Origin of the sequence: Pseudomonas sp. ACM7 (assembly GCF_004136015.1) — a bacterium.
Lineage (GTDB): Bacteria > Pseudomonadota > Gammaproteobacteria > Pseudomonadales > Pseudomonadaceae > Aquipseudomonas > Aquipseudomonas frigoris.
On the sequence record NZ_CP024866.1, the window covers coordinates 296,774 to 319,453 of the forward strand.

The following is a 22,680-nucleotide window of genomic DNA, read 5'->3' on the forward strand; positions in this document are numbered from 1 at the left end:
TGGCGATCGCTGGCGCGGGATGGCAAAGCCGTTACACGGCCCCCCGGGATGCGCGCCTGGAATTCGCGAAAGAATGGCTCGCTCGGCGATTAGGCAGAGCGAACCCGAGCCTTGGGTGGGCCATGGAAACTTGAAGTAACGGCGAACTTCCTGAACAGCCCCTTCACTCCGCAGTAGAACGAAATCATCGACATGGTGTGCTCCATCGGGAAAATCATCACACCTTGCGTTGCCAAAAAGTTGACAGGCTTCAGGCGAGCGGCTCCCTCAATGACTGAGACTAAAGTTGCATAGCGAAAAATTGTCAATTTTACGACACGCAAAACAGACGACCGGTGATTGACCTCCTAACTAGCTGTTTTTATGAGATTTATAGGAATTCATTCGCGGCATTAGAGCGAAATGTTATTTCAGATTGTTTCGACGACACCTACGCTGCTGCCATGAGAGCGACGCAGTGATTTGCAGGTGATGCGCCCCTAGAGCGACCAACCTGTGTATCGACAAACTGCCTGTGGACTACATCTGTTAGCTGTTGCGCCGCAAGGGCTAACGGCTTTTCGAAGAGGGGTCACCCAAATGCACAAACAATCGAGCACTCGATCAGAACTGGCTGACGCACTTTTTCGACTTCGCCGCAGTTTTTACTCGCTGGCAGGGTTCAGCGGCGTCATCAACGTCATGATGTTGACGCCAGCTATATATATGCTGCAGGTCTATGATCGGGCATTGGTCAGTCGCAACGTCACAACGTTGACGATGTTGACCATTCTGGTGATAGGCCTGTTCTTGCTGATGGCCACGCTGGAAATGTTCCGCACCCGCGTGCTGATCCGGGTCGGCAACTGCCTCGATATGGACCTCAATCGACGCATTTTCACTGCAGCATTCGAGCGCAACCTGAGCCGCGCCGGTGGGAATCCGGCCCAGGCCCTGCAGGATCTCGCGCAGGTGCGACAGTTCCTCACCGGCAATGGCCTGTTCGCTTTCTTTGATGCGCCATGGACGCCGATCTACCTGCTGGTCGCCTATCTGATCCACCCGCTGCTCGGACTGGTCACGCTGATCGGCTCGCTGATTCTGGTGGGCCTGGCTTATCTCACCGAGAAGGCGACGCAAAAGCCGCTGGCCGAAGCCAATCAGGCCGCCCTCTCCTCCGCCAGCTACGCCAACAATAACCTGCGCAACGCCGAGGTCATCGAGGCCATGGGCATGCTGCCGTCGATCGGCAAGCGCTGGTACCAAAGCCATTTGCGCATACTGGAAATGCAGACCCTGGCCTCCGACCGTGCCGCCCTGATCAGCAGCACCGGGCGCTTCGTGCGTATCACTTTGCAGTCGCTGATCCTCGGTGCCGGCGCGCTGCTGGCGATCGAAGGCAAGATCACCCCCGGGATGATGATTGCTTGCTCGATCCTCACCGGCCGCGCGCTGGGCCCGGTGGAACAAGTCATCGCATCGTGGAAGCAGCTGCTTGGCTGCCGTTCGGCTTGGGGCCGGCTGAACGAGATGCTGAACGACTATCCGCGCCGGCCACCGAGCATGTCACTGCAGCGGCCGCTGGGCATGCTGGCGGTGGAGAATGTGTTTGCTGGCGCCCCCGGCACCGGCAACACGATTCTGCGCGGGGTGAGCTTCAATCTTTCCCCCGGCGAAAGCCTTGGCATTATCGGTCCATCCGCCTCGGGCAAATCCACCCTCGCCCGCCTGTTGGTCGGCGTCTGGCCGGCACAGGCCGGCAAGGTGCGCCTGGACGGCGCGGACATATTCACCTGGAACAAGGGCGAACTTGGACCCTGGCTCGGTTACCTGCCACAGGACGTGGAGCTGTTCGAGGGCACCATCGCCGACAACATTGCGCGCTTTGGCGAAGTGGACAGCGACGCGGTCATCCGCGCCGCCAGGACTACTGGAGTGCACGAGATGATCCTGCGTCTTGCGCAGGGTTATGAGACCCGTCTGGGCACCGATGGCAGCCCGCTTTCCGGTGGCCAGAAGCAACGCATCGCCTTGGCCCGCGCGCTGTATGGAGAACCCAATCTGATTGTGCTGGACGAGCCGAACGCCAACCTCGACGACATCGGTGAAAAGGCCTTGGTCGATGCGCTGGCCCAACTCAAAAACCGCGGTGCCACCGTCATTCTGATTTCCCACCGTCCCAATGTGCTTTGCGCCGTCGATAAGGTGTTGATGCTGCGAGACGGCGGCGTGCAGATGCTCGGCACTCGCGACGAAGTATTCGCAGCGCTGCGCAAGGCCAGTGTGATGCCTGCAGGCGCGTCAACTCCGCTGGCCTCCGTCAAAGCACGGGAGTAACCGATCATGCAAATGAGCCAACACACCGACATGATTCACACCGACCCCAGGAACGTGGTGGATCTGGACGTCGGTAAACCCGTGCGCTGGGGCATGTTGCTGATGGTCGCTGGCTTCGGCGGCTTCCTCCTGTGGTCCTGGCTGGCGCCGCTGGATGCCGGCGTGGTCGCGACAGGCACGGTAAAAATCACCAGCAATCGCAAAGCCGTGCAGCATCTGAGCGGCGGCACCGTGGAGGCCATTCTTGTTCGCGAAGGCGATACAGTGAAAAAAGGCCAGGAGGTGGTCCGCCTCGACTCGCTGCGTGCCGCTGCCGAACAGGGTGCGGTCAGCGCCCAGTACATCGTCAGCAAGACTGTGGAAAACCGCCTGGAAGCGGAACGTGACGGCCGCGATGTGGTGAACTACGATCCCGAATTGATCAAGCGCTTCGGGAATGACTACCGCCTGGTGGCCGCCATGGATCTGCAACAACGCCTGCTGGACACCCGGCGTGCTGGCCTCGCTGGCGAAATCAGCATCCTGCAGGAAAACCTCGCGGCGTCGGCGGTGCAGCTCAAGGGTCTGCAGCAGGTCTATGGCGCCCGCACCTCGCAGATCAACTTCCTCAGCCAGGAACTAACAGGCACCCGCGCGCTGGCGGCCGAAGGCTATGTCCCGCGCAACCGTCTGCTTGAGCTGGAACGCAGCAATGCCGACCTCTCCGCCGGCCAGGCCGAGAACCTCAACAACATCGCTCGGGTGCGTAGCCAGACCACCGAAATCAAGCTGCGCATCCTGCAGCGCCAGCACGATTACCTGAAGGAAGTCGAATCGCAGCTCACCGACACCGCCAAGGAAAATACCACCCTGGCCGACCGCTTGCGTGCGCTGGACTATGAAGTGACCCACACGGTGATTCGATCGCCCATCGATGGCATGGTCCAGTCCCTGAGCATCGCTACCGTCGGCGGGATCATTCAGCCCGGCTTCAAGATCATGGAAATCGTTCCAGACAACGAACCGCTGCAGGTCGACGCGATGATTCCCGTGCAGGCCATCGACAAGATGGTCCCCGGCCTGGCCGTGGACATCGCCTTCCCGGCCTTCAACCATGCCCGCACGCCCAACATACCCGGCCGCGTGAAGACCGTCTCCGCCGACCGCCTGCTCGACGAGGAAAGCAAGCAACCGTTCTATCTGGCTCAGGTAGAAGTCACGCCCGATGGCATGAGCCTTCTTGGCAGCAATCACATTCGTCCCGGTATGCCCGCCAGCGTCACCATCAAGACTGGCGAGCGCAACATGATGAGCTATCTTCTCAAACCAATGCTTGAGCGTGTTGACAGCTCCTTCAAGGAACAATGAAATGGACCGTCATTGCCTGTTCTTCAGCCTGTTGGCGCTGTCCCTCCCGACCAGCGCCATGGACCTCAAACAAGCCTGGGATCTGTTGCAGTACCAAGGCCCCGTCTATCGCGCCGCCGTGCATGAAAAAGAGGCCGGTGCGCAAAACCGCGACATCGGCTTGGCCGGCCTGCTACCGCAGATCAATGCCTCGGCCTACGACAACAAGGTCAATGGCACCCAACGCCAGAGCGGCGTCGAAAGAGATCTCGACTACACCTCCAAGGGCGCTAACGTGCGCTTGCGCCAGCCGCTGTTCAACAAACAGAAAATGGCCGAATACCGCCAGGGCAAGCAGCGTGCCGACTACAGCGTCGCGGTGTTCGATGCCAAGAGTCAGGACGCCGCAGTGCGCCTGGCTCAAAGCTATTTCGACGTGCTCCTCGCCAGCGAAACCATCACCCTTGCCAAGTCCAAACTGAACGCCTTCGACGAGCAACTCGCTTCGGCGAAACGGCGCATGGAGTTGGGGGCCGGTACCGTCACCGACATCGACGAGTCGGCCGCTCGCCGCGACCTCGCCGTGGTTGAGCTGATCGAAGCGCAGGACAACCTGGTCAACGCGCGCCGCAAGCTTGAGGAATTTATCGGTGAAACCCCCGAATCGCTGACCACCTTGCGTCCGAGCTTCGATACACCACCGCTGCTACCTAGCAACCTGCAAGACTGGTTGGTCAAAGCCCAGACCGACAGCCCGCTGATCCATGCGCGCCGTCATAGCAGCGACCTCGCCGAAGAAGAAGTGAAGCGCGCCAAGGCCGGCCACTGGCCAACACTGGATTTCGTGGCCGGCTACACCGCGGGTCAGAGCCAATCAATCTCCGAGCTGAATCAACGCAACCGCTACGCCTCAATCGGGCTGGAAGTAAACTTCCCGTTGTACAGCGGTGGCGGCACCAGCGCGTTGACACGCCAGGCCAGTGCCAATAGCTATAAGGCCCTGGACGAACTCGACGCCACGCGCCAGGAAGTCATCACCGGTACCACCCGTGAGTATCGCGGCGTAGAGAGCGGCGCCCAACGTATTCGCGCGCTGGAGAAGGCAGTGGAGTCCAACGAACGCTCACTGAATTCGACACGCAAGGGCTTCAAAGAGGGGGGCACCAGCACCAATGCGGACGTCCTCAATGCCGAAGAGCTGCTCTTCGTTGCGCGCCACGATCTGTTCGAGGCCAAGCTGCGCTACTTGATGTCGCGCCTGCGTCTGGCCTCTTCGGTGGGCAGTCTGGGCGACGACGATATCGACCACATCAACGACTACCTCGGCCCGGAACTGTTGGTCACCAACTGACTTTCACCTGTGCGGCACTTCTACAAGGTGGTCGGCAAAACCCGGGCACAATCTCCCGTGCATGAAAGGTGGAGAGTCGAGGAGCCGCGCATGATGGCTGCCGGCAGTTGCTGGAACGTTATTTCCCCCGCGCGCGCGAGCATATCGCGCCCGCTTCCTGACCGAGATGGTTGAGCATCATCGCGTTGGCTCCGCTGAACCAATGCGAGGCGACTTGCTCGCGGTCTGGCCCCATGATCGCGGCCGTCCCCGCGAAACCCGGCATGCTTTTTTGACTGAATTGATCGACATTTTCGAGGCCGTGTAAGCGTCAACGGGAGCAAGCCCCTCACCCGTTTCAGATGCGGATTTCGCTGGTCGGGATAACGTCGATCCGCGCCACGGGCCCCGTCAAGTGCGCCAGGTCTGCGTTGTGCTCGGTGATGATGTCTTCGGCGGCGAGGTTGCCGTTGTCGACGGTGGAATGCGCATCGGCGGCGAGCACTACGTCATAGCCCAGGTTCAGGGCCTGGCGGACAGTGGCGTTGACGCAATAGTCGGTTTGCAGCCCGCAGATGATCAGTCGATCAGTTCCCTGGTCTTGCAGCAATGATTGCAAGTGGGTCTGGTAGAACGAGTCTCGATTGGTTTTTCGCACGCGAAGGTCTTGCGGCGAAGTCTTCAGGCTTTCGGCCAGTTGCCAGCCTTCGGAACCGTGTTGCAGCAGGTCGCCCTTTTCTTCGTGCTGGATGAGGATGACCGGGATGCCTGCTTCGCGAGCCTTGGCACTGAGGTCGTTGATGTTCTCGATAACACGCTTGATCTCAAAACATGCGTACTCGCCAGTGCACAGGGTGCGCTGGACGTCGATGATCAGCAGTGCGGTAGCCATGAGTTCCCGTCCTTGATGGGTCGGTGAATCGGCAACGGATTTAGAATCCGCTCCCCTTTTAACGTGTAGCAGCTGCCGAGCCTGCGAGGCTGCGTTCGACTGCGAAGCGGTCGTAATCCAGCGAATGTGCTCTACCTGAATGAACACGGTCAACCGATTTACGACTGCTACGCAGTCGAACGCAGCCTCGCAGGCTCGACAGCTGCTACGGGATCGGGGGCCACCCTCAAGGATCGGGATGGCCTCGATCTGCCTCAATAACCGAGCGACAACCCGGTATTACGACGTGGATCGTTCGCCCCATAGAAGCGGTTTTTGCCCACTGGTTTGCCTTCCAGCGAAGGCGCGCCAACCAGTATCGCCGCCACATGATTGGCGTCCTGCGGCCCGGCAAACTTGTGCCCCCAACTTTCGAGCATCTTCACCGTATCAGGGCTGGTGGTGAAGGTCTCCAGGTTGGTCTCTTCCGGCAACCACTGCTGGTGGAAACGCGGTGCATCGACCGCTTCCTGGATGTTCATGCCGTAGTCGATCACGTTGAGCATGGTCAGCAAGGTCGCGGTGATGATGCGGCTGCCTCCGGGGGTGCCGACCACCATTACCACTTTGCCGTCCTTGGTGACGATGGTCGGGCTCATGGACGACAGCGGCGCCTTGCCGGGTGCGATGGCATTGGCCTCCCCTTGCACCAGGCCGTACATGTTTGGCACGCCGATTTTCGAGGTGAAGTCATCCATTTCGTCGTTGAGAATGACCCCGGTTTTGCTGGCCATGACGCCGGCGCCGAACCAGTCGTTCAAGGTGTAGGTCACCGAGACCGCGTTGCCCCATTTATCGACGATGGAGTAATGGGTGGTGTTGCTGCCTTCATGGGGCGCTACGCCGGGTTTGAGCTCGCGGGACACACCGGCCTTTTGCGGATCGATGGCGGTGCGGATTTTGGTGGCGTAATTTTTATCCAGCAGATGGTCGATTGGGTTCTTCACGAAATCCGGGTCGCCCAGGTAGCTGTTGCGATCCACATAAGCGTGGCGCATCGCTTCGATCTGGTAGTGCATGCTCTGGGCCGAGTGATAGCCCAGGTCTTTCATCGGATAGCCTTCGAGAATGTTCATGATCTCGCAAATCACCACGCCGCCGGAACTTGGCGGTGGCGCTGAAACCACGTGATAGCCGCGGTAATCGCATTCGATCGGGGCCAGTTCGCGGGTCTTGTATTTGTCGAGGTCGGCCTGGGTGATGATGCCTTTGTTGGCCTGGCTGGCGGTGACGATGGCATCGGCCACCCAGCCTTTATAGAAGCCGTCGGCGCCCTTCTCGGAGATTTCCTGCAGGGTCTTGCCGAGGTCTTTTTGCACCAGTTTCTGACCGACTTGCATCGGCTCGCCGTTGCTCAGGAATATCGAGCCGGAATCCTTGATGTCCTTCTTGAACACGTCGGTGGCATATTCCAGCAACTCGACATCGCCCTGCTCCAGCACAAAACCGTCTTCGGCGAGCTTGATAGCCGGGGCGATCACTTCCTTGCGCGGTTTGGTGCCGTATTTCTTCAGCGCCAGTTCCATGCCCGACACGGTACCCGGCACGCCAACGGCCAGATGGCCACGGGTGCTCAGGTCAGGGACGACGTTGCCCTCCTTATCGAGGTACATGTCGGCGGTGGCGGCCAGCGGTGCTTTTTCACGGAAGTCGAGGAAGGTCTTGCGCCCGTCCGCCAACTGAATGGTCATGAAACCGCCGCCGCCCAGATTACCCGCCGCGGGATAAACCACCGCCAGCGCATAACCGACCGCTACCGCGGCATCGACGGCGTTGCCGCCGTTCTTGAGCACATCGACGCCCACGTGACTGGCCAGATGCTGGGCGGTGACGACCATGCCGTTTTCGGCCGCAACCGGCGCCACGGAGGCCGCGTAAGCACTGAGGCAGCTGAGCGCCAATGAGGTCGCAATCAGCGATTTGGCAAAAGGTTCGAACTTCATGAGTCGGTCTCTTTTTGTTTTTAGGTTCTGTAAAAAAACAGAGGGAAGGCTTCAAGAGCAGAAGCAAGTATGGCTGGGATTGCGTATTGCGCCTCCCCGTCGAGGCAGTATGCTTGGCCTCTGCTCAGCACTTTTACGGAGTCCACCGGCATGAGTTACACCTTCATCACCCTCGCATCCCCGGTGGGCGAGTTGAAGCTGGTCGCGAACGGCTCACGACTGGCAGCTATCCTCTGGGAAAACGACAAACCCGAGCGGGTGCCGCTTGGGCCGATGCGCGAGGCGCCGGATCATCCGATCCTGATGCGCACCGCTCAGCAACTGCGGGAATACTTTGCGGGCACGCGCAGTCGTTTCGACCTGGAACTGGATTTTGCCGGGACGGAATTTCAGAAGAAGGTCTGGGCGGCGTTGCTGACCATTCCGTTTGGCGAGACTCGCAGCTATAGCGAGATTGCCCAACAGATCGGCAATCCCAGTGCAGTGAGGGCGGTGGGTGCGGCGAATGGCAAGAACCCGATTTCGATCATTGCGCCGTGCCATCGGGTGATTGGCGCTTCGGGGAAACTCACCGGGTTTGCCGGTGGGCTTGAGGCGAAGGAGCGGCTGCTGACACTAGAGAGCTGCGAGTGGTCAGGGGCCAGCAGGATGGATGATTCGTTTTGATGTAACGGAACACCTATATCGTCGCCCGCAATTCCCGTGGCGACAGGCCATAGTGTGAGCGAAAGCGCACGGCAAAACGTGAGGCCGAGGCGTAACCGCTGGCACCGGCAATTTCACCGATGGGGCGAGACGTGGTTTGCAACCATTGCAGCGCCGTTGCCAGCCGAACGCTTTCCAGAATATTCCTGAAACTGTCCCCCTCATTGGCCAGTTGGCGACGCAACGTCGATTCCCCCAGGTTCAGGTGTTGTGCGACGTCCGCAACCGTCCAGTCTCTCTGCGGGCTGCCCATGACCAGCTGCTGCACACGTTCGCACAGTGGATCGTTGCGATCCATCAGCAGAGGTCCGGCCTGGCCGCCAAGGCACAGGCTCAGAAGAACCGCTTCCCCGTAATGTGTGCGTAATGCCTGCGGAGCGTCCCCATTGATGGAGGCCAACAATTGATCCCATGCCTGGGTTGTGTGCCTGTCCAGAGGGACGCATAGATCGGTCTTCAGTGCACCGCGACGACTCATGATCTGCTGGCTATATCGGGTGCTGAAGTGACGCAATGTCGAAACGGGAAAGGTCACCGCATCGGCGATGTAGTGACCGTGAAGGCCGGGGAAGTTTGAAATGCCAAGCTCGCGCCCGGCCGGCATCAGAATCAGGTGTTGCGGCCCTGCACGCATCTCCCGGTCATCCCATTGCAGCAGTTTTTCCCCCTGCCTGACTCGACACAAGGTGGTCACGAATACCGGCACCCGTTGCAATGTATGGGGCTGTCGCGCCCGTATGACACACGCATCGATAATGTTTTCCCGGTGCTGTATGCCGTCACAAGGGCGCATCATTCTTAACGTCCGTAAGTTGAAGTGATGGTCGCTTTAGCCAAGGCGTTGGCATTGAGCATATAACCCACCAAAGCGCCGCTGGCCTGGTTGTCGAGGGGTAGCTTATCGACTTTCAACGCCCATACGGTGAATTGATAGCGATGGGGCTTATTCCCTACAGGCGGGCAAGCCCCGCCAAATTCCGGCTGGCCATAATCGGTTCGACCTTGTACTGCACCGGCAGGCAAGTTCGAGCCTACCCCTCTTGGCACACTGCGGGTTGAAGCGGGCAAGTTGACCACCGTCCAATGCCACCAGCCGCTGCCGGTCGGCGCATCAGGATCGTAGACCGTGATCGCGTAACTTTTAGTACCCGCCGGAGCGTTGGCCCAGGTCAGTTCGGGAGAAGTATTACCCCCTTCGCAACCGAAACCCTGGAACACCTCGCGACTGGTCAGCGGGCGGTTTTCAGCAATATCCTGGCTCGTCAGCGAGAAGTCGGCAGCGTGTCCCGTGAGGACGCCTCCCATGGACAATGCGGATAGGATTGTTCTGATGTTCATCGTGACCTCATCTGAATCTTGGCGTGAAGCACGAGTCTAGAGAGCGCACAGGTTGATTACTGTGCCGAAATGCTCGACCAGTGTGCCGAAACGCTCTCTCGATTCAGATGCCCATTCAGCCTGCTCAAACCGATCCGAAGATGCCCTTCATCGCCGCATACTGCAGCAACATGATGGTCTTCGCATCGCAGATCTCCCCGCGATAAAACGCCTCGAGCGCGTCATCGAACTTCCACTCCAGCACTTCCAGCTCCTCGGTCTCCTCCTCCAGTCCGCCGCCATCACTGACCTTGGAAGCGGCATCGTATTCGGCGATGAAGAAATGCAGTTTTTCAGTCACCGAACCGGGGCTCATGTAGGCCTCGAACACCTTGTGCACATGGTGCACGCGATAACCGGTTTCTTCCTCGGCTTCTTCGCGGATGCGCTCTTCAGGCGCCGCACCTTCGAGCAGCCCCGCCGCCACTTCGATCAGCAGACCATTGTGGCCATTGACGAACACCGGCAACCTGAATTGCCGGGTCAACACCACGGTTTTCTTTTCGCGGTTGAACAGCAGAATCGCCGCGCCGTTGCCACGGTCATAGACCTCGCGGGTCTGGCGTTGCCATTCGCCGTTGTTGCGCAGGTAATCGAAGGTGATTTTCTTGAGCAGGTACCAGTCGTGGGACAACACCTGAGACTCGATGAGGTTGACCCGCTCGGCTGTGTTCGACATGACAATGCATCCCTTTTTTCGTCAGAAGGCGCACATCTTAGGCGAAAACGAAAGCATGGCGCTAAGACAGTTGAGCCTTGTATTCCTTCTCATACTGACCCGCCAGCATCTCTTTCTGTTTGTCGTCGAGTAGCTTGCCGGCCATCTGGAAGAACTTCTGCTCTTCCTCTTCCAGGTGGTGATTGACCTTCTCGGCGAGCTTCTTCGCGACCGCCAGCCAGGCCGGGCTGGACATCTCGGTCTCGTCCAGTTCCTCCATCATTTCGTCCATCTCGTGATGTTCCGAAATGGCATGACGGCTGAGGTCGACGCCGTTATCGAACTCCATTAGCGGGATGTAGAAATGCCGCTCTTCAGCGGTTTCGTGGGCCTGAAGTTCGGACTTGAGCTGCTTGTAAGCCTCGACCCGCTCGGGGGTGTCACCGCTGGTCTGGATCAGCGCATCGGCGTACGTGCGTTGGCGGTCGTGGCTTTCGCGTAAGGCTTCGAAAATATTCACGGAATTGTCCTCATAGGCCGCGTAACGGAATGACGCTGTTTAGGCTAGACATCCGGGCGCGAGCAAGGGTTCCACTCAAGGGGCTGGAACAACCGCCAGCGCACACGTTAGGCTTACGGGTGTTGTCCCCTCATAGCCATAAGGATTTAGCTGATGGAACTGCGAATCGAACAGTCGCAAAACCCCACCGAAGACGAGGAGCAGGCGATCGTCCTGCCGTTGCGTGCCTATAACGCCTCAAAGGCCGGTGTCTCGACGCAGGAGCCCATTGCCTTGCTGATCCGCGACGAACAGGACGAGATTCTCGGCGGCCTGTATGGTCGGTTTTTTTATCAATGGTTGTACATCGAGTTGCTGTCGGTGCCAGAACAGGCCCGGGGACAGGGCATGGGCTCGAAATTGATGCAGATGGCCGAAGAGCTGGCGCGGGAGAAGGAATGCATCGGAATCTGGCTCGACACCTTCGACTTCCAGGCGCCAGAGTTCTACAAGAAGCTCGGCTACAGCGAGTTAGGCCAGATCGCTGACTACCCGCCAGGCCACAAGCGCTTCTTTTTTCAGAAGCGCCTGACAAACGTTTGATCGCTGGTACCGCCAAAAGATCGCAGCCTGCGGCAGCTCCTACAATGGGCCGGCGTACACACCCTGTAGGAGCTGCCGCAGGCTGCGATCTTTTGATCTTGCTTACAGGCAGGTCGCCAACGCCGCCAATCGGCGCTTGGCGACAAAGTCGTCATGCTGCGCGTAATAACTCAACACCGTACCGGATGCGTCAGTCTTCACGTCCACAAAAGACTCCGCCGAGCGCGTGTAAACGGTAGTGCCGCCCTTCTCGCCAGGCTGCAAATACGCGCCCGCATCGACACCGAACACCGCCTCGTCCTGCCAGGAAAACTGCACACACTGGGCGACGACTTTTTCCGGTTTGTCCGACGTCAGGGTTTTGTACGGGGTTCCAGTGCGGGCGTCGTTCATCACCGAACCCGCGCAACCGGCCAGCAACGTCACGGCCAGCGCCACCATCAGAATTCGCATTGCGTTCGCTCATCAAGAAAAAGCGGACTGTATCACCGCGGCACGGCGTATCGTTCTGCTTTACTTCATTTATACCGCGACACCGAGTGACGATTCGCGCACCCTGTCGCGCCATTAACACCGCATCGCCCGTTTTTCCGGGCTTATTTTCTGGAAAGGTCATGACACCCAACGCCGAATATTACAAACCGACCGCTGAATATGCCGACAAGCTGATCAGCCAGATCGGTCAGACACCGTCCTGGATTGCCAAGCGAATTGGCGTCACCGACAAGCGGATTCGTTACATCCTCGACGGCGAAAGAACCGTCAAAGGTGAAACCACACCGATTCAAATGACCTACCCCGAGCAGTTTGCCCTCGAGTGCCTGGCAGCAGCGGCCAAGGCCAGCAAGAAGCAGTCTTCGTAGTCCAGCCTCAAGGAGCGACCATGGCGGCAACCGAACAGCAACACGAGCAAGCGCTGAAGAAGTTTCTCGATGAGCGCCCTGAACTGCGCGTCGAACTCGACAACCTCAACCCACTGTTGGCTCAGGCCAAGGGCGAGACCGCGGCGCAGTACCGCGACGAGCGCTTACATGAAGCCTTCGAAGCCGAGGCCGAGCGCCTGGGATTGTTTGCCTGGGAGCTGACGCTGCAACTGACTGCGGCGACGTCCGAGGACTATCAGGCACAGCGCCTGGAAGTGCACAAGGAAGTCGCCGAGATGGCCGGCATGGACTGGCTGGAGTATTGCGAGTTATATGGATTGAGTAAGTGACCATTTCGGTCGCTGCCTGAGGACGACCTTCGCTGATGTTGCCATCCCTCTCCACTGACCGCGCCAGTCCAGGCCATCTGCATACCCGCAAATGGCGCGGACGCATCGGCATGTCGCTGGTGGCCAGCCTCTCGGTGCTCGCGGGCATGACCGACGCCATCGGCTTCATGGCCAGCGGCGATTTCGTCTCGTTCATGAGCGGCAACACCACCCGCCTCGCCGTCGCCATCAGCGACGGCGACCTGGGCCTGACCCTGCGCTTGGTGATCCTCGTCGGCACCTTCATCGTCGGCAACGCCTTGGGTATTGTCGTCAGTCGCCTGGGCGGTCGCCGGGCGCTGCCCTTGCTGCTGTGCATCGCCACGCTGCTCTGCGGCGCTGCCGCCTGGCCCTACGACGAACAATTGCCAGCGCTGTTGGCGGCGATCATCGCCATGGGCATGCTCAATGCCGCCGTGGAAGAAGTGAACGGCCTGCCGGTCGGCCTGACTTACGTCACTGGTGCCTTGTCGCGCTTTGGCCGTGGGCTGGGACGCTGGATGCTTGGCGAACGGCGCAACGGTTGGCGCGTGCAACTGATCCCCTGGACGGGAATGTTTGCCGGCGCGGTACTCGGCGCCGTGCTGGAACATCATCTGGGGCTCAGGGCGTTGTTTGTCAGCGGTCTGTTGGCCGGCGCGGTCGGGCTGCTGTCGCTGAAAATTCCGCGGCGCTGGCAGTTGGGTTATATGCCACGTTAGATCCAACATTTACGTTGCCCGGTAGTCCGCTTTCGCGAGCAAGCCCGCTCCCACAGGGAATCTGCGGCGGATCGCAATTTTATGATCGACACAAATCTAGTGTGGGAGCGGCGGTGAGACGATTCGACTTGCTCGCGAAGGGGGCGACTCGGTCCCAAGGGAAAACCCATTTAGCCGCCCCGGCGATAAAGCTTTATCATGGCCGCAGTTTTACTCATCGAGTCCGTCATGAAGTTCGCCATCGCGCTGTTTTCCGCCGCCCATGCGCCCTCCTCGCGCCGCGCCTTATTGTTTGCTCAGGCTGCGCTGGCCGGCGGGCATGAGATTGTCCGGCTGTTTTTCTATCAGGACGGCGTCTACAACGCCTCCGCAAGCGTGGTCACGCCGCAGGATGAGCAGGACTTGCCCAAGCAATGGCGCAATTTCGTCACCGAGCATCAACTGGACGGCGTCGTGTGTATCGCGGCCGCCCTGCGTCGTGGCGTGCTGAATGAAGAAGAAGCCGGGCGCTATCAGCGTGAAGCCGTGGCGGTGGGTTCGCCGTGGGAATTATCTGGTCTGGGCCAGTTGCATGACGCGGTGCAGGACGCTGACCGCCTGATCTGTTTCGGAGGCGCGTGAGATGCCTAAATCCTTGCTGATTATCAGCCGTCAGGCGCCCTGGTCAGGGCCGAGCGCGCGGGAAGCGCTGGACATCGTGCTGGCCGGCGGTGCCTTTGATCTGCCGATCGGCCTGCTGTTTCTCGATGACGGGGTGTTCCAGCTCGCCGCGAAACAGGATGCCAAGGCCCTCCAGCAGAAGGACCTGAGCGCCAACCTGCAAGCCTTGCCGATGTTCGGTGTCGACGAGTTGTTTGTCTGTGGCGACAGCGTTGCGGAACGGGGCCTGGACCCGGCCGGCTTGTCGCTGGAAGAAGCTCAAGTGCTGGCCGCCCACGAAATCACCGCACTTATTGACCGTTACGACCAAGTGATCACCCTCTGATGTCGACTTTGCATGTGTTGTCTCATTCCCCGTTCGGCGACGATCGCCTGACCAGTTGCCTGCGCTTGATGGGCGCTGACGATGCGCTGCTGCTGACTGGCGACGCGGCCTATGCGCTGCAACCAGGCACCGCGCCTTTCAATGCGCTGAACGCCCGCAATCTGAAACTGTTCGTATTGGCCGAAGACGCCCAGGCTCGCGCGCTGGAGATTCCTGACACGGCCAAGGCCATCGATTACCCGGCCTTTGTCGAGCTGTCGATTCATTACGACAAGGTCAACAGTTGGCTATGAACTCCCTTACGGTCGGCGCACGCGCCATCGAGTTGGACAAGGACGGTTTCCTGGTCGAACTGAGCGACTGGTCCTCCGACGTGGCCAGCGCACTGGCAGCCGCCGAAGACATCGAGCTGAGCCCCGAACACTGGGAAATCCTCGAACTGCTGCGCAGTTTCTATGCCGAATTCCAGTTGTCGCCGGCCACTCGTCCGCTGATCAAATACACCGCGCTGAAGCTGGGCCCGGACAAGGGCAACAGCCTGCACCTGAACCGACTGTTCAAAGGCACCCCTGCCAAACTCGCCGCGAAACTGGCGGGCCTGCCCAAACCGACGAATTGCTTATGACCGACTACCCAGCGCTGACCCTCGAAACACCCGCCGAACACCCGTTCGCCCAGTTCGTGCGCATCCTCGGCAAAGGCAAACGCGGCGCCCGCGACTTGACCCGCGAGGAAGCCCGTGAAGCCATGGGCATGGTGCTCGACCACAAGGTCGAAGACACCCAGCTCGGCGCATTCCTGATGTTGTTGCGGCACAAGGAAGAAAGCGCTGAGGAGATGGCGGGTTTTACCGAAGCTTTGCGCGAACGTCTGAATCGGCCGGCACTGGCCGTCGATCTGGACTGGCCGACGTATGCCGGCAAGAAGCGTCACCTGCCGTGGTATCTGCTGGCGGCCAAGTGCCTGGCGCAGAACGGCGTGCGGATCTTCATGCACGGCGGTGGTGCACACACGTCCGGTCGGCTGTACAGCGAGCAATTGCTGGACGAGTTGAAGATTCCGTTGTGCCGCGACTGGCAGCAGGTCGGCGAGGCGCTCGATAACGGCGGTCTGGCCTTCATGCCGCTGGTGGATTGGGCGCCCCAGCTTCAGCGCATGATCGAGCTGCGCAATACATTGGGCCTGCGTTCGCCAATCCATTCCCTGACGCGGATTCTCAACCCGTTGGGTGCTCGCTGTGGCCTGCAAAGCATTTTCCACCCCGGTTACCAGGCGGTGCATCGCGATGCCAGCGGTTTGCTCGGCGATACCGCGATCGTGGTGAAAGGCGACGGCGGCGAAATCGAGATCAACCCGGACGCCGACAGTCACCTGTATGGCACCACGGGTGGTGAAAGCTGGGACGAGGAATGGCCGCAGCTTTCGGCACAACGCCACGTCAAACCGGCCACCCTCGATCCCGAGCATTTGAAAGCCGTGTGGCGTGGCGACGTAGTCGACAGCTATCCGCAAATGGCACTGATCTCGACCATGGCCCTGGCCTTGCGCGGCCTCGGCCAAACCCGCGAACACGCCTTCGAAACCGCCCAGCAGTATTGGGACGCTCGGGACAAATCGATTTAACCGATCATAAGCGCCCAACCTTTGCGCTTTTTTATCGAACCTATGCGAATAGACTCCTCTCCAACGCTTATTGGCTGAGGAGTCTTGAACATGGGTTTGTTAGTTGAAGGTCGCTGGCATGACCAGTGGTACGAAAGCGGCAAGGACGGCGCGTTCCAGCGTGAACAGGCGCAGCGTCGTAACTGGCTGACCGCCGACGGCAAACCCGGCCCGACAGGTGTCGGAGGCTTTGCGGCCGAGGCCGGTCGTTATCACCTCTACGTGTCCCTCGCCTGTCCATGGGCTCACCGCACGCTGATCCTGCGTAAACTCAAAGGCCTCGAAAGCCTCATCGACGTCTCGGTGGTCAGTTGGTTGATGCTGGAAAACGGCTGGACCTTCGACCAGAACCTCGGATCGACCGGGGACAAGCTCGATCATTTCAATTTCATGCACCAGCGCTACACCGCCGATACCGCCGACTACACCGGCCGCGTCACGGTGCCGGTGCTCTGGGACAAACAGCACAATCGCATCGTCAACAATGAATCGGCGGAGATCATCCGCATGTTCAATGGCGCCTTCGATGATTTGACGGGTAATGACCTGGATTTCTACCCGGCGCCGCTTCGGGGCGAGATCGACGCGCTGAACGAACGGATTTATCCGGCGGTGAACAATGGCGTGTATCGCGCAGGGTTTGCCACGTCGCAGCAGGCGTATGAAGAGGCGTTCGACGGATTGTTCGAGGAGCTTGATCGACTGGAACAGTTGTTGGCCGCCAATCGTTATCTGACCGGTGAGTCCCTGACTGAAGCTGATATTCGGCTGTTCACCACGTTGATTCGCTTTGATGCCGTGTATCACGGGCACTTCAAGTGCAACCTGCGGCGGATCGCCGATTATCCGAACCTGTCGAACTGGCTGCGGGAGATTTATCAGTGGCCGGGGATTGCCGAGACGGTGGATTTTGAGCACATCAAGAATCACTACTATGGCAGCCACAAGACCATCAATCCGACCGGGATCGTGCCTAAAGGGCCGGCGCAGGATTTCACAGCACCGCATGATCGCGAGCGGTTGAGCGGGAAAGGGGTTTGGCAGAAGCATTAAGATCAAAAGATCGCAGCCTTCGGCAGCTCCTACAGGATTACGCGACCCCCTGTAGGAGCTGCCGAAGGCTGCGATCTTTTTCCAACAAGCAACGCAGAACTCAGACCTGCGCCTGAGCCCCTTCAAACCACGCCAGTTTCTCGCGCAACTGCACCACTTCCCCAACGATCACCAGCGTCGGCGCATGCACTTCATGCTCCGCCACCAGGCTTGGCAAATCGGCCAACGTGCCAGTAAACACCCGCTGATTGACCGTGGTGCCCTGCTGGATCAACGCCGCCGGCGTATCCGCCGCGCGCCCATGCTTGATCAATTGCTCGCAGATGATCGGCAAGCCCACCAGCCCCATGTAAAACACCAGGGTTTGCGCCGGCGCGACCAGGTCGGCCCACGGCAAATCGGTGGAACCGTCCTTCAGGTGCCCGGTGACAAAACGCACCGACTGCGCGTAATCACGGTGAGTCAGCGGAATCCCGGCATACGCCGCGCAACCGCTGGCCGCGGTGATACCCGGCACCACCTGGAACGGGATGCCATGGGCCGCCAGTTCTTCGATCTCTTCACCGCCGCGACCGAAGATGAACGGATCACCGCCCTTCAACCGCACAACCCGCTTGCCTTGCTTGGCCAAATCCACCAATTGCTGGTTGATCTGATCCTGCGGCACGGCGTGATCGGCGCGACGCTTGCCGACGTAAATCCGCTCGGCATCGCGACGGCACAAATCCAGAATCGCCGGCGCCACCAAGCGGTCATACAGCACCACATCGGCTTGCTGCATCAGACGCAAGGCACGGAAGGTCAGCAGGTCGGGATCACCCGGGCCGGCGCCCACCAAGTAGACTTCGCCCGTTGCATTCGGCGCTTCACCGGCAATTTTCGCCAGCATCAAGCGCTCGGCTTCGGCGCCCTGCCCGGCCAGTTGCCGGTCGGCAATCGGGCCCTGGAACACATCCTCCCAAAACGCCCGACGCTGCTGCACATCCGGGAACAGGTGTTTGACCTGGCTGCGAAAACGCGCTGCCAGGCCGGCCAGTTGACCGTAGGTGGAAGGAATCCAGGTTTCCAGTTTGGCGCGGATCAACCGCGCCAGCACCGGCGCATCGCCGCCGCTGGAGACCGCTACGATCAAAGGAGAACGGTCGACGATCGCCGGGAAGATCACGCTGCACAAGGCTGGCGCGTCCACCACGTTGACCGGCACGCAACGCCGATGGGCATCAGCGGAGACTTGCGCGTTCAGCGGTTCGTCGTCGGTGGCGGCGATGATCAGCCCGCAACCGTCCAGGTCCGACTCAACGTAGCCTCGCACCAGACACTCACCACCACTGCCGGCAACCAGTTCGCGCAATTGCGGTTCGATTTCAGGTGCGACCACCCGCAGCAGCGCACCGGCTTCGGCCAGCAGGCGGGATTTGCGCAACGCAATCTCCCCCCCGCCGACGACCAAGACACGACTGCCGCGAAGGTTATGGAACAGCGGCAGATAGTCCATTTAGCCGATGACCTCAAGACCACCCATGTACGGTTTCAGCACGTCTGGCACACGGATCGAACCGTCGGCTTGCTGGTAGTTTTCCAGCACCGCCACCAGCGTACGACCGACCGCCAGGCCGGAACCGTTCAAGGTGTGAACCAGTTCAGGCTTGCCGGTTTCCGGGTTGCGGAAACGCGCTTGCATGCGACGGGCCTGGAAGTCGCCGCAGTTGGAGCACGACGAAATCTCGCGGTATTTGTCCTGGCTCGGGATCCACACTTCCAGGTCGTAGGTCTTGACCGCGCTGAAGCCCATGTCGCCAGTGCACAGCGCAATGGTGCGATAGGGCAGCTCGAGCAATTGCAGGACTTTTTCAGCGTTGGCAGTCAAGCCTTCCAGTGCTTCCATCGAGGTCGACGGCTCAACGATCTGGACCATTTCAACCTTGTCGAACTGGTGCTGACGGATCATGCCGCGTGTATCGCGACCCGAAGCACCAGCCTCACTGCGGAAGCAAGGGGTGTGGGCGACGAACTTGATCGGCAGCAGTTTCGAATCGACGATCTCGCCAGCGACGATGTTGGTCAGCGACACTTCAGCGGTCGGAATCAGGTACAGATCGGCTTCGCCTTCGCGAGTGATCTTGAACAGGTCTTCTTCGAACTTCGGCAGCTGACCCGTGCCTTGCAGCGCCGGCGCTTGAACCAGATAAGGCGTGTAGGCCTCTTCGTAGCCGTGTTCGCTGGTGTGCAGGTTGATCATGAACTGCGCCAGGGCGCGGTGCATACGAGCAATCGGACCACGCAACAGGGCGAAACGGGCGCCGGACAGCTTGGCGGCGGTTTCGAAGTCCAGCCAGCCGAATTTCTCGCCCAGGGCGACGTGGTCCTGAATCGGGAAGTCGAACGCGGTCGGGGTGCCCCAGCGGCGCACTTCGACGTTGCCGTCTTCGTCATCACCGATCGGCACGGATTCGTGCGGCAGGTTCGGGATGCCGAGCAGGATCGAATCCAGATCGGTCTGAATCCCGTCCAGCTCGACTTTACCGTCACTCAACTCATTCGCCATGCGCTCGACGTCGGCCATCAGTGGTGCGATGTCTTCGCCGCGCTGCTTGGCCTGGCCGATGGATTTGGAGCGCGCATTACGGTCTGCCTGCAGTGCTTCGGTGCGGGTCTGGACGGTCTTGCGCTGTTCTTCCAGCGCTTCGATGCGCGCAACATCCAGCGTGTAGCCACGGGATGCCAGGCGGTCCGCTACGTCCTGAAGGTTGCTACGTAACAGTTTGGAATCGAGCATGTCGGTCTCTCGTTATCAAAGTTTGGTCAAGGACAGGCCAGCCCAGGTAGCGAGCAGCCCGCCGAATACGCTGATGGCAGCATAGACAAAAGCCAGCGGTATTTGCCCGGTTTCCAGCAGACGCACCGTATCCAGTGAAAAAGATGAAAAAGTCGTCAGCCCCCCGAGGAAGCCGACCATCAACCCGGCGCGCACCTCGATCGGCACCTCCGGGCGTACTAAAAACAGACCGTATAGAACGCCGATCAGCAAACAGCCGACGATATTAACGGCCAGCGTCGCGGTATAGAAGTGCCGCGGCCAATTAGCGTTGATCCAGTTCCCCGTGGCAAAGCGTAAAAGCGTTCCGGCGATACCGCCCACGGAAACGGCAACGATCAAAGGGATCACTATTTTCTCCGCTGCCGAGGGCTGAGACGGTCAAGTTGCGCGAGATGATTGAGCTTCTCGCCGATCTTCAGCTCCAGGCCACGCGGCACCGGCTGATAGAACGGTTGTGGCTCGAGCTCCTCCGGAAAATAGTCTTCGCCAGCGGCGTAAGCGTCCGGCTCATCGTGGGCGTAACGGTATTCGTCGCCATAACCCAGTTGCTTCATCAATTTGGTCGGCGCGTTGCGCAGGTGCAGCGGCACTTCCAGCGAACCGTGTTCGGTGGCGCTGCGCATCGCGGCTTTGAAACCCATGTACACCGCGTTGCTTTTCGGCGCGCAGGCCAGATAGGTAATGGCCTGGGCCACCGCCAATTCGCCTTCCGGGCTGCCGAGGCGCTCCTGCACTTCCCACGCCGCCAGGCACAAGCTCAAAGCGCGGGGATCGGCGTTGCCGATGTCTTCGCTGGCCATGCGCACCACGCGCCGGGCCAGGTACAGCGGATCGCAACCGCCGTCGATCATCCGCGCAAACCAATACAGCGCACCATCGGGGTTGGAGCCGCGCACGGATTTATGCAGCGCAGAGATCTGGTCGTAAAACGCTTCACCGCCCTTGTCGAAACGCCGGCGGGTGTCACCGAGCAGGCTTTGCAGCAGGTCGACGCCGATCTCGCTGTTGTCTTCAGCCAGGTCCGAGGCGTTTTCCAGCAGGTTGAGCAGACGCCGGCCATCGCCATCGGCGGCCGACAGCAGCATCTGGAAACCTTCATCACTGAGGCTCAGTTGCCGCTTACCCAAGCCACGCTCTTCGGTCAGCGCGCGATGCACCAACTTGCGCAGGGCCGCGTCATCGAGGCTTTTGAGCACGTAGACGCGGGCCCGGGAGAGCAAAGCGTTGTTGAGTTCAAACGAAGGGTTTTCAGTGGTTGCACCGATGAAAATCAGCGTACCGTCTTCGACGTATGGCAGGAACGCATCCTGCTGGGACTTGTTGAAGCGATGCACTTCATCGACGAAGAGGATGGTCCGCTTGCCGTACTGACCGGCCTGCTGCTTGGCGATTTCCACCGCCTGACGGATTTCCTTCACGCCGGCCAGTACCGCCGACACCGTTTCGAAGTGCGCATCCGAGACTTCCGCCAGCAGCCGCGCCAGGGTGGTTTTTCCCACACCCGGCGGGCCCCAGAAAATCATCGAGTGCAGGGCACCCTGCTCCAGGGCTTCGCGCAAAGGCTTGCCGCGAGCGAGCACGTGTTCCTGACCAACGTACTCGTCCAGATTGGCGGCACGCAGGCGTGCTGCCAAGGGCTGAGCAATCGGGGCACTGCGAAACAGGTCCATCACTACTTATGAAACCTCACTGGGTCCTGATGCCGGTCATTCAAATTACTAAACATCACATTCCCTGTGGGAGCGGGCTTGCTCGCGAAGAGGCCGTGTCAGTCGACATCATTGTTGTCTGATACTCCGCTTTCGCGAGCAAGCCCGCTCCCACAGGTTTTGTGTCTGCATTTATTCCTGGATCACATCGGCACCCTTGGGGATGTCGAACTTGAACTTGGACGCCGGAATCGGTTCGTTGGCTTTCACGCCGGTGAACAGGATGTTGGTGCGCTGACCGACGCTGTCGATCATCTGCATGTCATTGACCAGACCGTTACGAAACGACAGACGCAGGCTGTCGAACAGGGTGTCCTTGGTTTTCGGCTTCAAGGTGAAGTCGATCACGCCACCGGCTTCCTTGGCGCTGATGGTGAAGCTCTGGCTGATCTTGGATACGTCACCGGACAGCAGCAATGCCGGAGTCTGGCTCAGACGCAGATCGAGCGTCTTGATGGTGGCCTGTTCCAGGTCCGGGTCCCACAACGTCACCTTCTTGCCGTCGGAGACCACGGTTTGCTCAGCCGGCGCATTGGTGTGCCAGTAAAACAAGCCAGGACGCTGCAAGGACATTTCACCCGCGGTTTCCTGCAACTGGGTGCCGCTGCCGTCGAGGGTCAGCTGAGAGAAATGCGCGGACAGGGTCTGGGATTTTTCCAGCAATTGGGTCAGACGCGCCACGTCCTTGTCATCGGCGTGGGCCGAGAGCGTGGTCAAAGCCAAAACCGGCAGCAACAGCATGCGGATAAGACGCATGGGAGTCCTCATAACATTCGTGGGGGTGCGATGGCGCGTCATTGCGCCATCGCGTT

General features: G+C 59.8%; 26 protein-coding genes and 1 pseudogene. 14 read left to right on the forward strand and 13 right to left on the reverse strand.

The features are described 5' to 3' along the window. The first annotated feature begins 579 nt into the window (after nucleotides 1–579). Genes CUN63_RS01490 through CUN63_RS01500 form a run of 3 tightly spaced genes read left to right on the forward strand, consistent with a single transcriptional unit; the run spans nucleotide 580 to nucleotide 4,993 of the window. Nucleotides 580–2,316: a type I secretion system permease/ATPase gene (locus CUN63_RS01490; protein ID WP_129436876.1), complete on the forward strand. Its 1,737-nt coding sequence runs from the start codon at nucleotides 580–582 to the stop codon at nucleotides 2,314–2,316. A gap of 6 nt (nucleotides 2,317–2,322) precedes the next feature. Next, nucleotides 2,323–3,663: an HlyD family type I secretion periplasmic adaptor subunit gene (locus CUN63_RS01495; RefSeq protein WP_129436877.1), complete on the forward strand. Its 1,341-nt coding sequence runs from the start codon at nucleotides 2,323–2,325 to the stop codon at nucleotides 3,661–3,663. 1 nt (nucleotide 3,664) lies between these two features. Further along, on the forward strand, nucleotides 3,665–4,993 hold the full coding sequence (locus CUN63_RS01500; RefSeq protein ID WP_129436878.1) for a TolC family outer membrane protein: 1,329 nt from the start codon (nucleotides 3,665–3,667) through the stop codon (nucleotides 4,991–4,993). Between the two features lie 74 nt (nucleotides 4,994–5,067). Here CUN63_RS01500 and CUN63_RS32605 read toward each other — a convergent pair. The 3 genes and pseudogenes from CUN63_RS32605 to ggt all read right to left on the reverse strand — a co-directional run. After that, nucleotides 5,068–5,258, reverse strand: a pseudogene (locus CUN63_RS32605) (cytochrome c family protein); the annotation flags it as partial. A 72-nt stretch (nucleotides 5,259–5,330) separates the two neighbouring features. After that, complete coding sequence (locus CUN63_RS01510) at nucleotides 5,331–5,864, reverse strand: cysteine hydrolase family protein (protein WP_129436879.1); 534 nt, start codon at nucleotides 5,862–5,864, stop codon at nucleotides 5,331–5,333. 254 nt (nucleotides 5,865–6,118) lie between these two features. Continuing rightward, on the reverse strand, nucleotides 6,119–7,846 hold the full coding sequence (ggt, locus tag CUN63_RS01515) for a gamma-glutamyltransferase (RefSeq protein WP_129436880.1): 1,728 nt from the start codon (nucleotides 7,844–7,846) through the stop codon (nucleotides 6,119–6,121). Nucleotides 7,847–7,996: 150 nt separating this feature from the next. Between ggt and CUN63_RS01520 the strand changes: the two genes are divergently transcribed. Continuing rightward, a complete protein-coding gene (locus CUN63_RS01520) occupies nucleotides 7,997–8,512 on the forward strand; it encodes a methylated-DNA--[protein]-cysteine S-methyltransferase (protein WP_129436881.1) in 516 nt (171 codons plus the stop codon). Nucleotides 8,513–8,525: 13 nt separating this feature from the next. On the opposite strand, the gene CUN63_RS01525 is transcribed toward CUN63_RS01520, so the two are convergent. The 4 genes from CUN63_RS01525 to CUN63_RS01540 form a co-directional block, all read right to left on the reverse strand. After that, nucleotides 8,526–9,344: a helix-turn-helix transcriptional regulator gene (locus tag CUN63_RS01525; protein WP_129445049.1), complete on the reverse strand. Its 819-nt coding sequence runs from the start codon at nucleotides 9,342–9,344 to the stop codon at nucleotides 8,526–8,528. A 5-nt stretch (nucleotides 9,345–9,349) separates the two neighbouring features. Next, the gene (locus CUN63_RS01530) at nucleotides 9,350–9,889 is read right to left on the reverse strand and encodes a YbhB/YbcL family Raf kinase inhibitor-like protein (protein ID WP_129436882.1); all 540 of its coding nucleotides are present in this window, start codon (nucleotides 9,887–9,889) and stop codon (nucleotides 9,350–9,352) included. Nucleotides 9,890–10,013: 124 nt separating this feature from the next. Next, nucleotides 10,014–10,607, reverse strand: coding sequence for an NUDIX domain-containing protein (locus CUN63_RS01535; RefSeq protein WP_129436883.1), 594 nt, complete (start codon nucleotides 10,605–10,607; stop codon nucleotides 10,014–10,016). Between the two features lie 61 nt (nucleotides 10,608–10,668). After that, the gene (locus tag CUN63_RS01540; RefSeq protein WP_129436884.1) at nucleotides 10,669–11,106 is read right to left on the reverse strand and encodes a hemerythrin domain-containing protein; all 438 of its coding nucleotides are present in this window, start codon (nucleotides 11,104–11,106) and stop codon (nucleotides 10,669–10,671) included. Between the two features lie 153 nt (nucleotides 11,107–11,259). Here CUN63_RS01540 and CUN63_RS01545 point away from each other — a divergent pair, with 153 nt between their 5' ends. Then, entirely contained in the window at nucleotides 11,260–11,688 is a 429-nt protein-coding gene (locus CUN63_RS01545; protein ID WP_129436885.1) for a GNAT family N-acetyltransferase, read from the forward strand. A gap of 102 nt (nucleotides 11,689–11,790) precedes the next feature. Here the strand turns inward: CUN63_RS01545 and CUN63_RS01550 are convergent, their stop codons facing one another. Continuing rightward, nucleotides 11,791–12,141, reverse strand: coding sequence for a hypothetical protein (locus CUN63_RS01550; protein ID WP_129436886.1), 351 nt, complete (start codon nucleotides 12,139–12,141; stop codon nucleotides 11,791–11,793). 161 nt (nucleotides 12,142–12,302) lie between these two features. Between CUN63_RS01550 and CUN63_RS01560 the strand changes: the two genes are divergently transcribed. The 9 genes from CUN63_RS01560 (at nucleotide 12,303) to CUN63_RS01600 (ending at nucleotide 17,341) form a co-directional block, all read left to right on the forward strand. Beyond that, nucleotides 12,303–12,551 carry a hypothetical protein gene (locus tag CUN63_RS01560; protein WP_008154823.1) on the forward strand — a complete coding sequence of 83 codons (249 nt, stop codon included), beginning with the start codon at nucleotides 12,303–12,305 and terminating at the stop codon, nucleotides 12,549–12,551. 20 nt (nucleotides 12,552–12,571) lie between these two features. Beyond that, a complete protein-coding gene (locus CUN63_RS01565; RefSeq protein WP_129436888.1) occupies nucleotides 12,572–12,901 on the forward strand; it encodes a DUF6388 family protein in 330 nt (109 codons plus the stop codon). Nucleotides 12,902–12,936: 35 nt separating this feature from the next. Beyond that, the gene (locus CUN63_RS01570) at nucleotides 12,937–13,641 is read left to right on the forward strand and encodes a YoaK family protein (protein ID WP_129436889.1); all 705 of its coding nucleotides are present in this window, start codon (nucleotides 12,937–12,939) and stop codon (nucleotides 13,639–13,641) included. Between the two features lie 228 nt (nucleotides 13,642–13,869). Further along, complete coding sequence (tusD, locus tag CUN63_RS01575; protein WP_129436890.1) at nucleotides 13,870–14,262, forward strand: sulfurtransferase complex subunit TusD; 393 nt, start codon at nucleotides 13,870–13,872, stop codon at nucleotides 14,260–14,262. Between the two features lies 1 nt (nucleotide 14,263). Beyond that, a complete protein-coding gene (gene tusC, locus CUN63_RS01580; protein ID WP_129436891.1) occupies nucleotides 14,264–14,626 on the forward strand; it encodes a sulfurtransferase complex subunit TusC in 363 nt (120 codons plus the stop codon). Beyond that, nucleotides 14,626–14,919 (forward strand): sulfurtransferase complex subunit TusB, encoded by a 294-nt coding sequence (gene tusB / locus CUN63_RS01585; RefSeq protein WP_129436892.1) that lies wholly within the window; start codon nucleotides 14,626–14,628, stop codon nucleotides 14,917–14,919. The genes tusC and tusB overlap by 1 nt, the downstream gene beginning before the upstream one ends. Beyond that, nucleotides 14,916–15,251, forward strand: coding sequence for a TusE/DsrC/DsvC family sulfur relay protein (locus tag CUN63_RS01590; protein WP_129436893.1), 336 nt, complete (start codon nucleotides 14,916–14,918; stop codon nucleotides 15,249–15,251). The genes tusB and CUN63_RS01590 overlap by 4 nt, the downstream gene beginning before the upstream one ends. Next, the gene (locus CUN63_RS01595) at nucleotides 15,248–16,249 is read left to right on the forward strand and encodes a glycosyl transferase family protein (protein ID WP_129436894.1); all 1,002 of its coding nucleotides are present in this window, start codon (nucleotides 15,248–15,250) and stop codon (nucleotides 16,247–16,249) included. Before CUN63_RS01590 ends, CUN63_RS01595 begins: the two co-directional genes overlap by 4 nt. A gap of 90 nt (nucleotides 16,250–16,339) precedes the next feature. Continuing rightward, complete coding sequence (locus CUN63_RS01600; protein ID WP_129436895.1) at nucleotides 16,340–17,341, forward strand: glutathione S-transferase family protein; 1,002 nt, start codon at nucleotides 16,340–16,342, stop codon at nucleotides 17,339–17,341. Between the two features lie 100 nt (nucleotides 17,342–17,441). Here the strand turns inward: CUN63_RS01600 and cysG are convergent, their stop codons facing one another. The 5 genes from cysG to lolA form a co-directional block, all read right to left on the reverse strand. Continuing rightward, nucleotides 17,442–18,836, reverse strand: a complete 1,395-nt coding sequence (gene cysG, locus CUN63_RS01605; RefSeq protein WP_076027904.1) for a siroheme synthase CysG — start codon at nucleotides 18,834–18,836, stop codon at nucleotides 17,442–17,444. Beyond that, nucleotides 18,837–20,117, reverse strand: a complete 1,281-nt coding sequence (gene serS / locus CUN63_RS01610) for a serine--tRNA ligase (RefSeq protein ID WP_129436896.1) — start codon at nucleotides 20,115–20,117, stop codon at nucleotides 18,837–18,839. It lies immediately after the preceding gene. 15 nt (nucleotides 20,118–20,132) lie between these two features. Beyond that, on the reverse strand, nucleotides 20,133–20,507 hold the full coding sequence (crcB, locus tag CUN63_RS01615) for a fluoride efflux transporter CrcB (protein WP_008154847.1): 375 nt from the start codon (nucleotides 20,505–20,507) through the stop codon (nucleotides 20,133–20,135). Next, nucleotides 20,507–21,829, reverse strand: coding sequence for a replication-associated recombination protein A (locus tag CUN63_RS01620; RefSeq protein WP_129436897.1), 1,323 nt, complete (start codon nucleotides 21,827–21,829; stop codon nucleotides 20,507–20,509). The genes crcB and CUN63_RS01620 overlap by 1 nt, the downstream gene beginning before the upstream one ends. Before the next feature lie 171 nt (nucleotides 21,830–22,000). Beyond that, entirely contained in the window at nucleotides 22,001–22,624 is a 624-nt protein-coding gene (lolA, locus tag CUN63_RS01630; protein WP_129436898.1) for an outer membrane lipoprotein chaperone LolA, read from the reverse strand. Nucleotides 22,625–22,680 lie beyond the last annotated feature (56 nt).

Excerpts from the sequence above, each read along its gene's own strand:
- CUN63_RS01520 (WP_129436881.1), top strand. The coding sequence starts at position 7,997 with ATGAGTTACACCTTCATCACCCTCGCATCCCCGGTGGGCGAGTTGAAG.
- CUN63_RS01565 (WP_129436888.1), top strand. The coding sequence starts at position 12,572 with ATGGCGGCAACCGAACAGCAACACGAGCAAGCGCTGAAGAAGTTTCTC.
- CUN63_RS01545 (WP_129436885.1), top strand. The coding sequence starts at position 11,260 with ATGGAACTGCGAATCGAACAGTCGCAAAACCCCACCGAAGACGAGGAG.
- CUN63_RS01535 (WP_129436883.1), bottom strand. The coding sequence starts at position 10,607 with ATGTCGAACACAGCCGAGCGGGTCAACCTCATCGAGTCTCAGGTGTTG.
- CUN63_RS01510 (WP_129436879.1), bottom strand. The coding sequence starts at position 5,864 with ATGGCTACCGCACTGCTGATCATCGACGTCCAGCGCACCCTGTGCACT.
- CUN63_RS01620 (WP_129436897.1), bottom strand. The coding sequence starts at position 21,829 with ATGGACCTGTTTCGCAGTGCCCCGATTGCTCAGCCCTTGGCAGCACGC.
- serS (WP_129436896.1), bottom strand. The coding sequence starts at position 20,117 with ATGCTCGATTCCAAACTGTTACGTAGCAACCTTCAGGACGTAGCGGAC.
- CUN63_RS01525 (WP_129445049.1), bottom strand. The coding sequence starts at position 9,344 with ATGCGCCCTTGTGACGGCATACAGCACCGGGAAAACATTATCGATGCG.
- tusB (WP_129436892.1), top strand. The coding sequence starts at position 14,626 with ATGTCGACTTTGCATGTGTTGTCTCATTCCCCGTTCGGCGACGATCGC.
- CUN63_RS01600 (WP_129436895.1), top strand. The coding sequence starts at position 16,340 with ATGGGTTTGTTAGTTGAAGGTCGCTGGCATGACCAGTGGTACGAAAGC.
- CUN63_RS01570 (WP_129436889.1), top strand. The coding sequence starts at position 12,937 with ATGTTGCCATCCCTCTCCACTGACCGCGCCAGTCCAGGCCATCTGCAT.
- CUN63_RS01500 (WP_129436878.1), top strand. The coding sequence starts at position 3,665 with ATGGACCGTCATTGCCTGTTCTTCAGCCTGTTGGCGCTGTCCCTCCCG.
- CUN63_RS01595 (WP_129436894.1), top strand. The coding sequence starts at position 15,248 with ATGACCGACTACCCAGCGCTGACCCTCGAAACACCCGCCGAACACCCG.
- cysG (WP_076027904.1), bottom strand. The coding sequence starts at position 18,836 with ATGGACTATCTGCCGCTGTTCCATAACCTTCGCGGCAGTCGTGTCTTG.
- ggt (WP_129436880.1), bottom strand. The coding sequence starts at position 7,846 with ATGAAGTTCGAACCTTTTGCCAAATCGCTGATTGCGACCTCATTGGCG.
- CUN63_RS01590 (WP_129436893.1), top strand. The coding sequence starts at position 14,916 with ATGAACTCCCTTACGGTCGGCGCACGCGCCATCGAGTTGGACAAGGAC.
- CUN63_RS01550 (WP_129436886.1), bottom strand. The coding sequence starts at position 12,141 with ATGCGAATTCTGATGGTGGCGCTGGCCGTGACGTTGCTGGCCGGTTGC.
- CUN63_RS01560 (WP_008154823.1), top strand. The coding sequence starts at position 12,303 with ATGACACCCAACGCCGAATATTACAAACCGACCGCTGAATATGCCGAC.
- CUN63_RS01490 (WP_129436876.1), top strand. The coding sequence starts at position 580 with ATGCACAAACAATCGAGCACTCGATCAGAACTGGCTGACGCACTTTTT.
- CUN63_RS01530 (WP_129436882.1), bottom strand. The coding sequence starts at position 9,889 with ATGAACATCAGAACAATCCTATCCGCATTGTCCATGGGAGGCGTCCTC.
- lolA (WP_129436898.1), bottom strand. The coding sequence starts at position 22,624 with ATGCGTCTTATCCGCATGCTGTTGCTGCCGGTTTTGGCTTTGACCACG.
- CUN63_RS01495 (WP_129436877.1), top strand. The coding sequence starts at position 2,323 with ATGCAAATGAGCCAACACACCGACATGATTCACACCGACCCCAGGAAC.
- tusC (WP_129436891.1), top strand. The coding sequence starts at position 14,264 with ATGCCTAAATCCTTGCTGATTATCAGCCGTCAGGCGCCCTGGTCAGGG.
- tusD (WP_129436890.1), top strand. The coding sequence starts at position 13,870 with ATGAAGTTCGCCATCGCGCTGTTTTCCGCCGCCCATGCGCCCTCCTCG.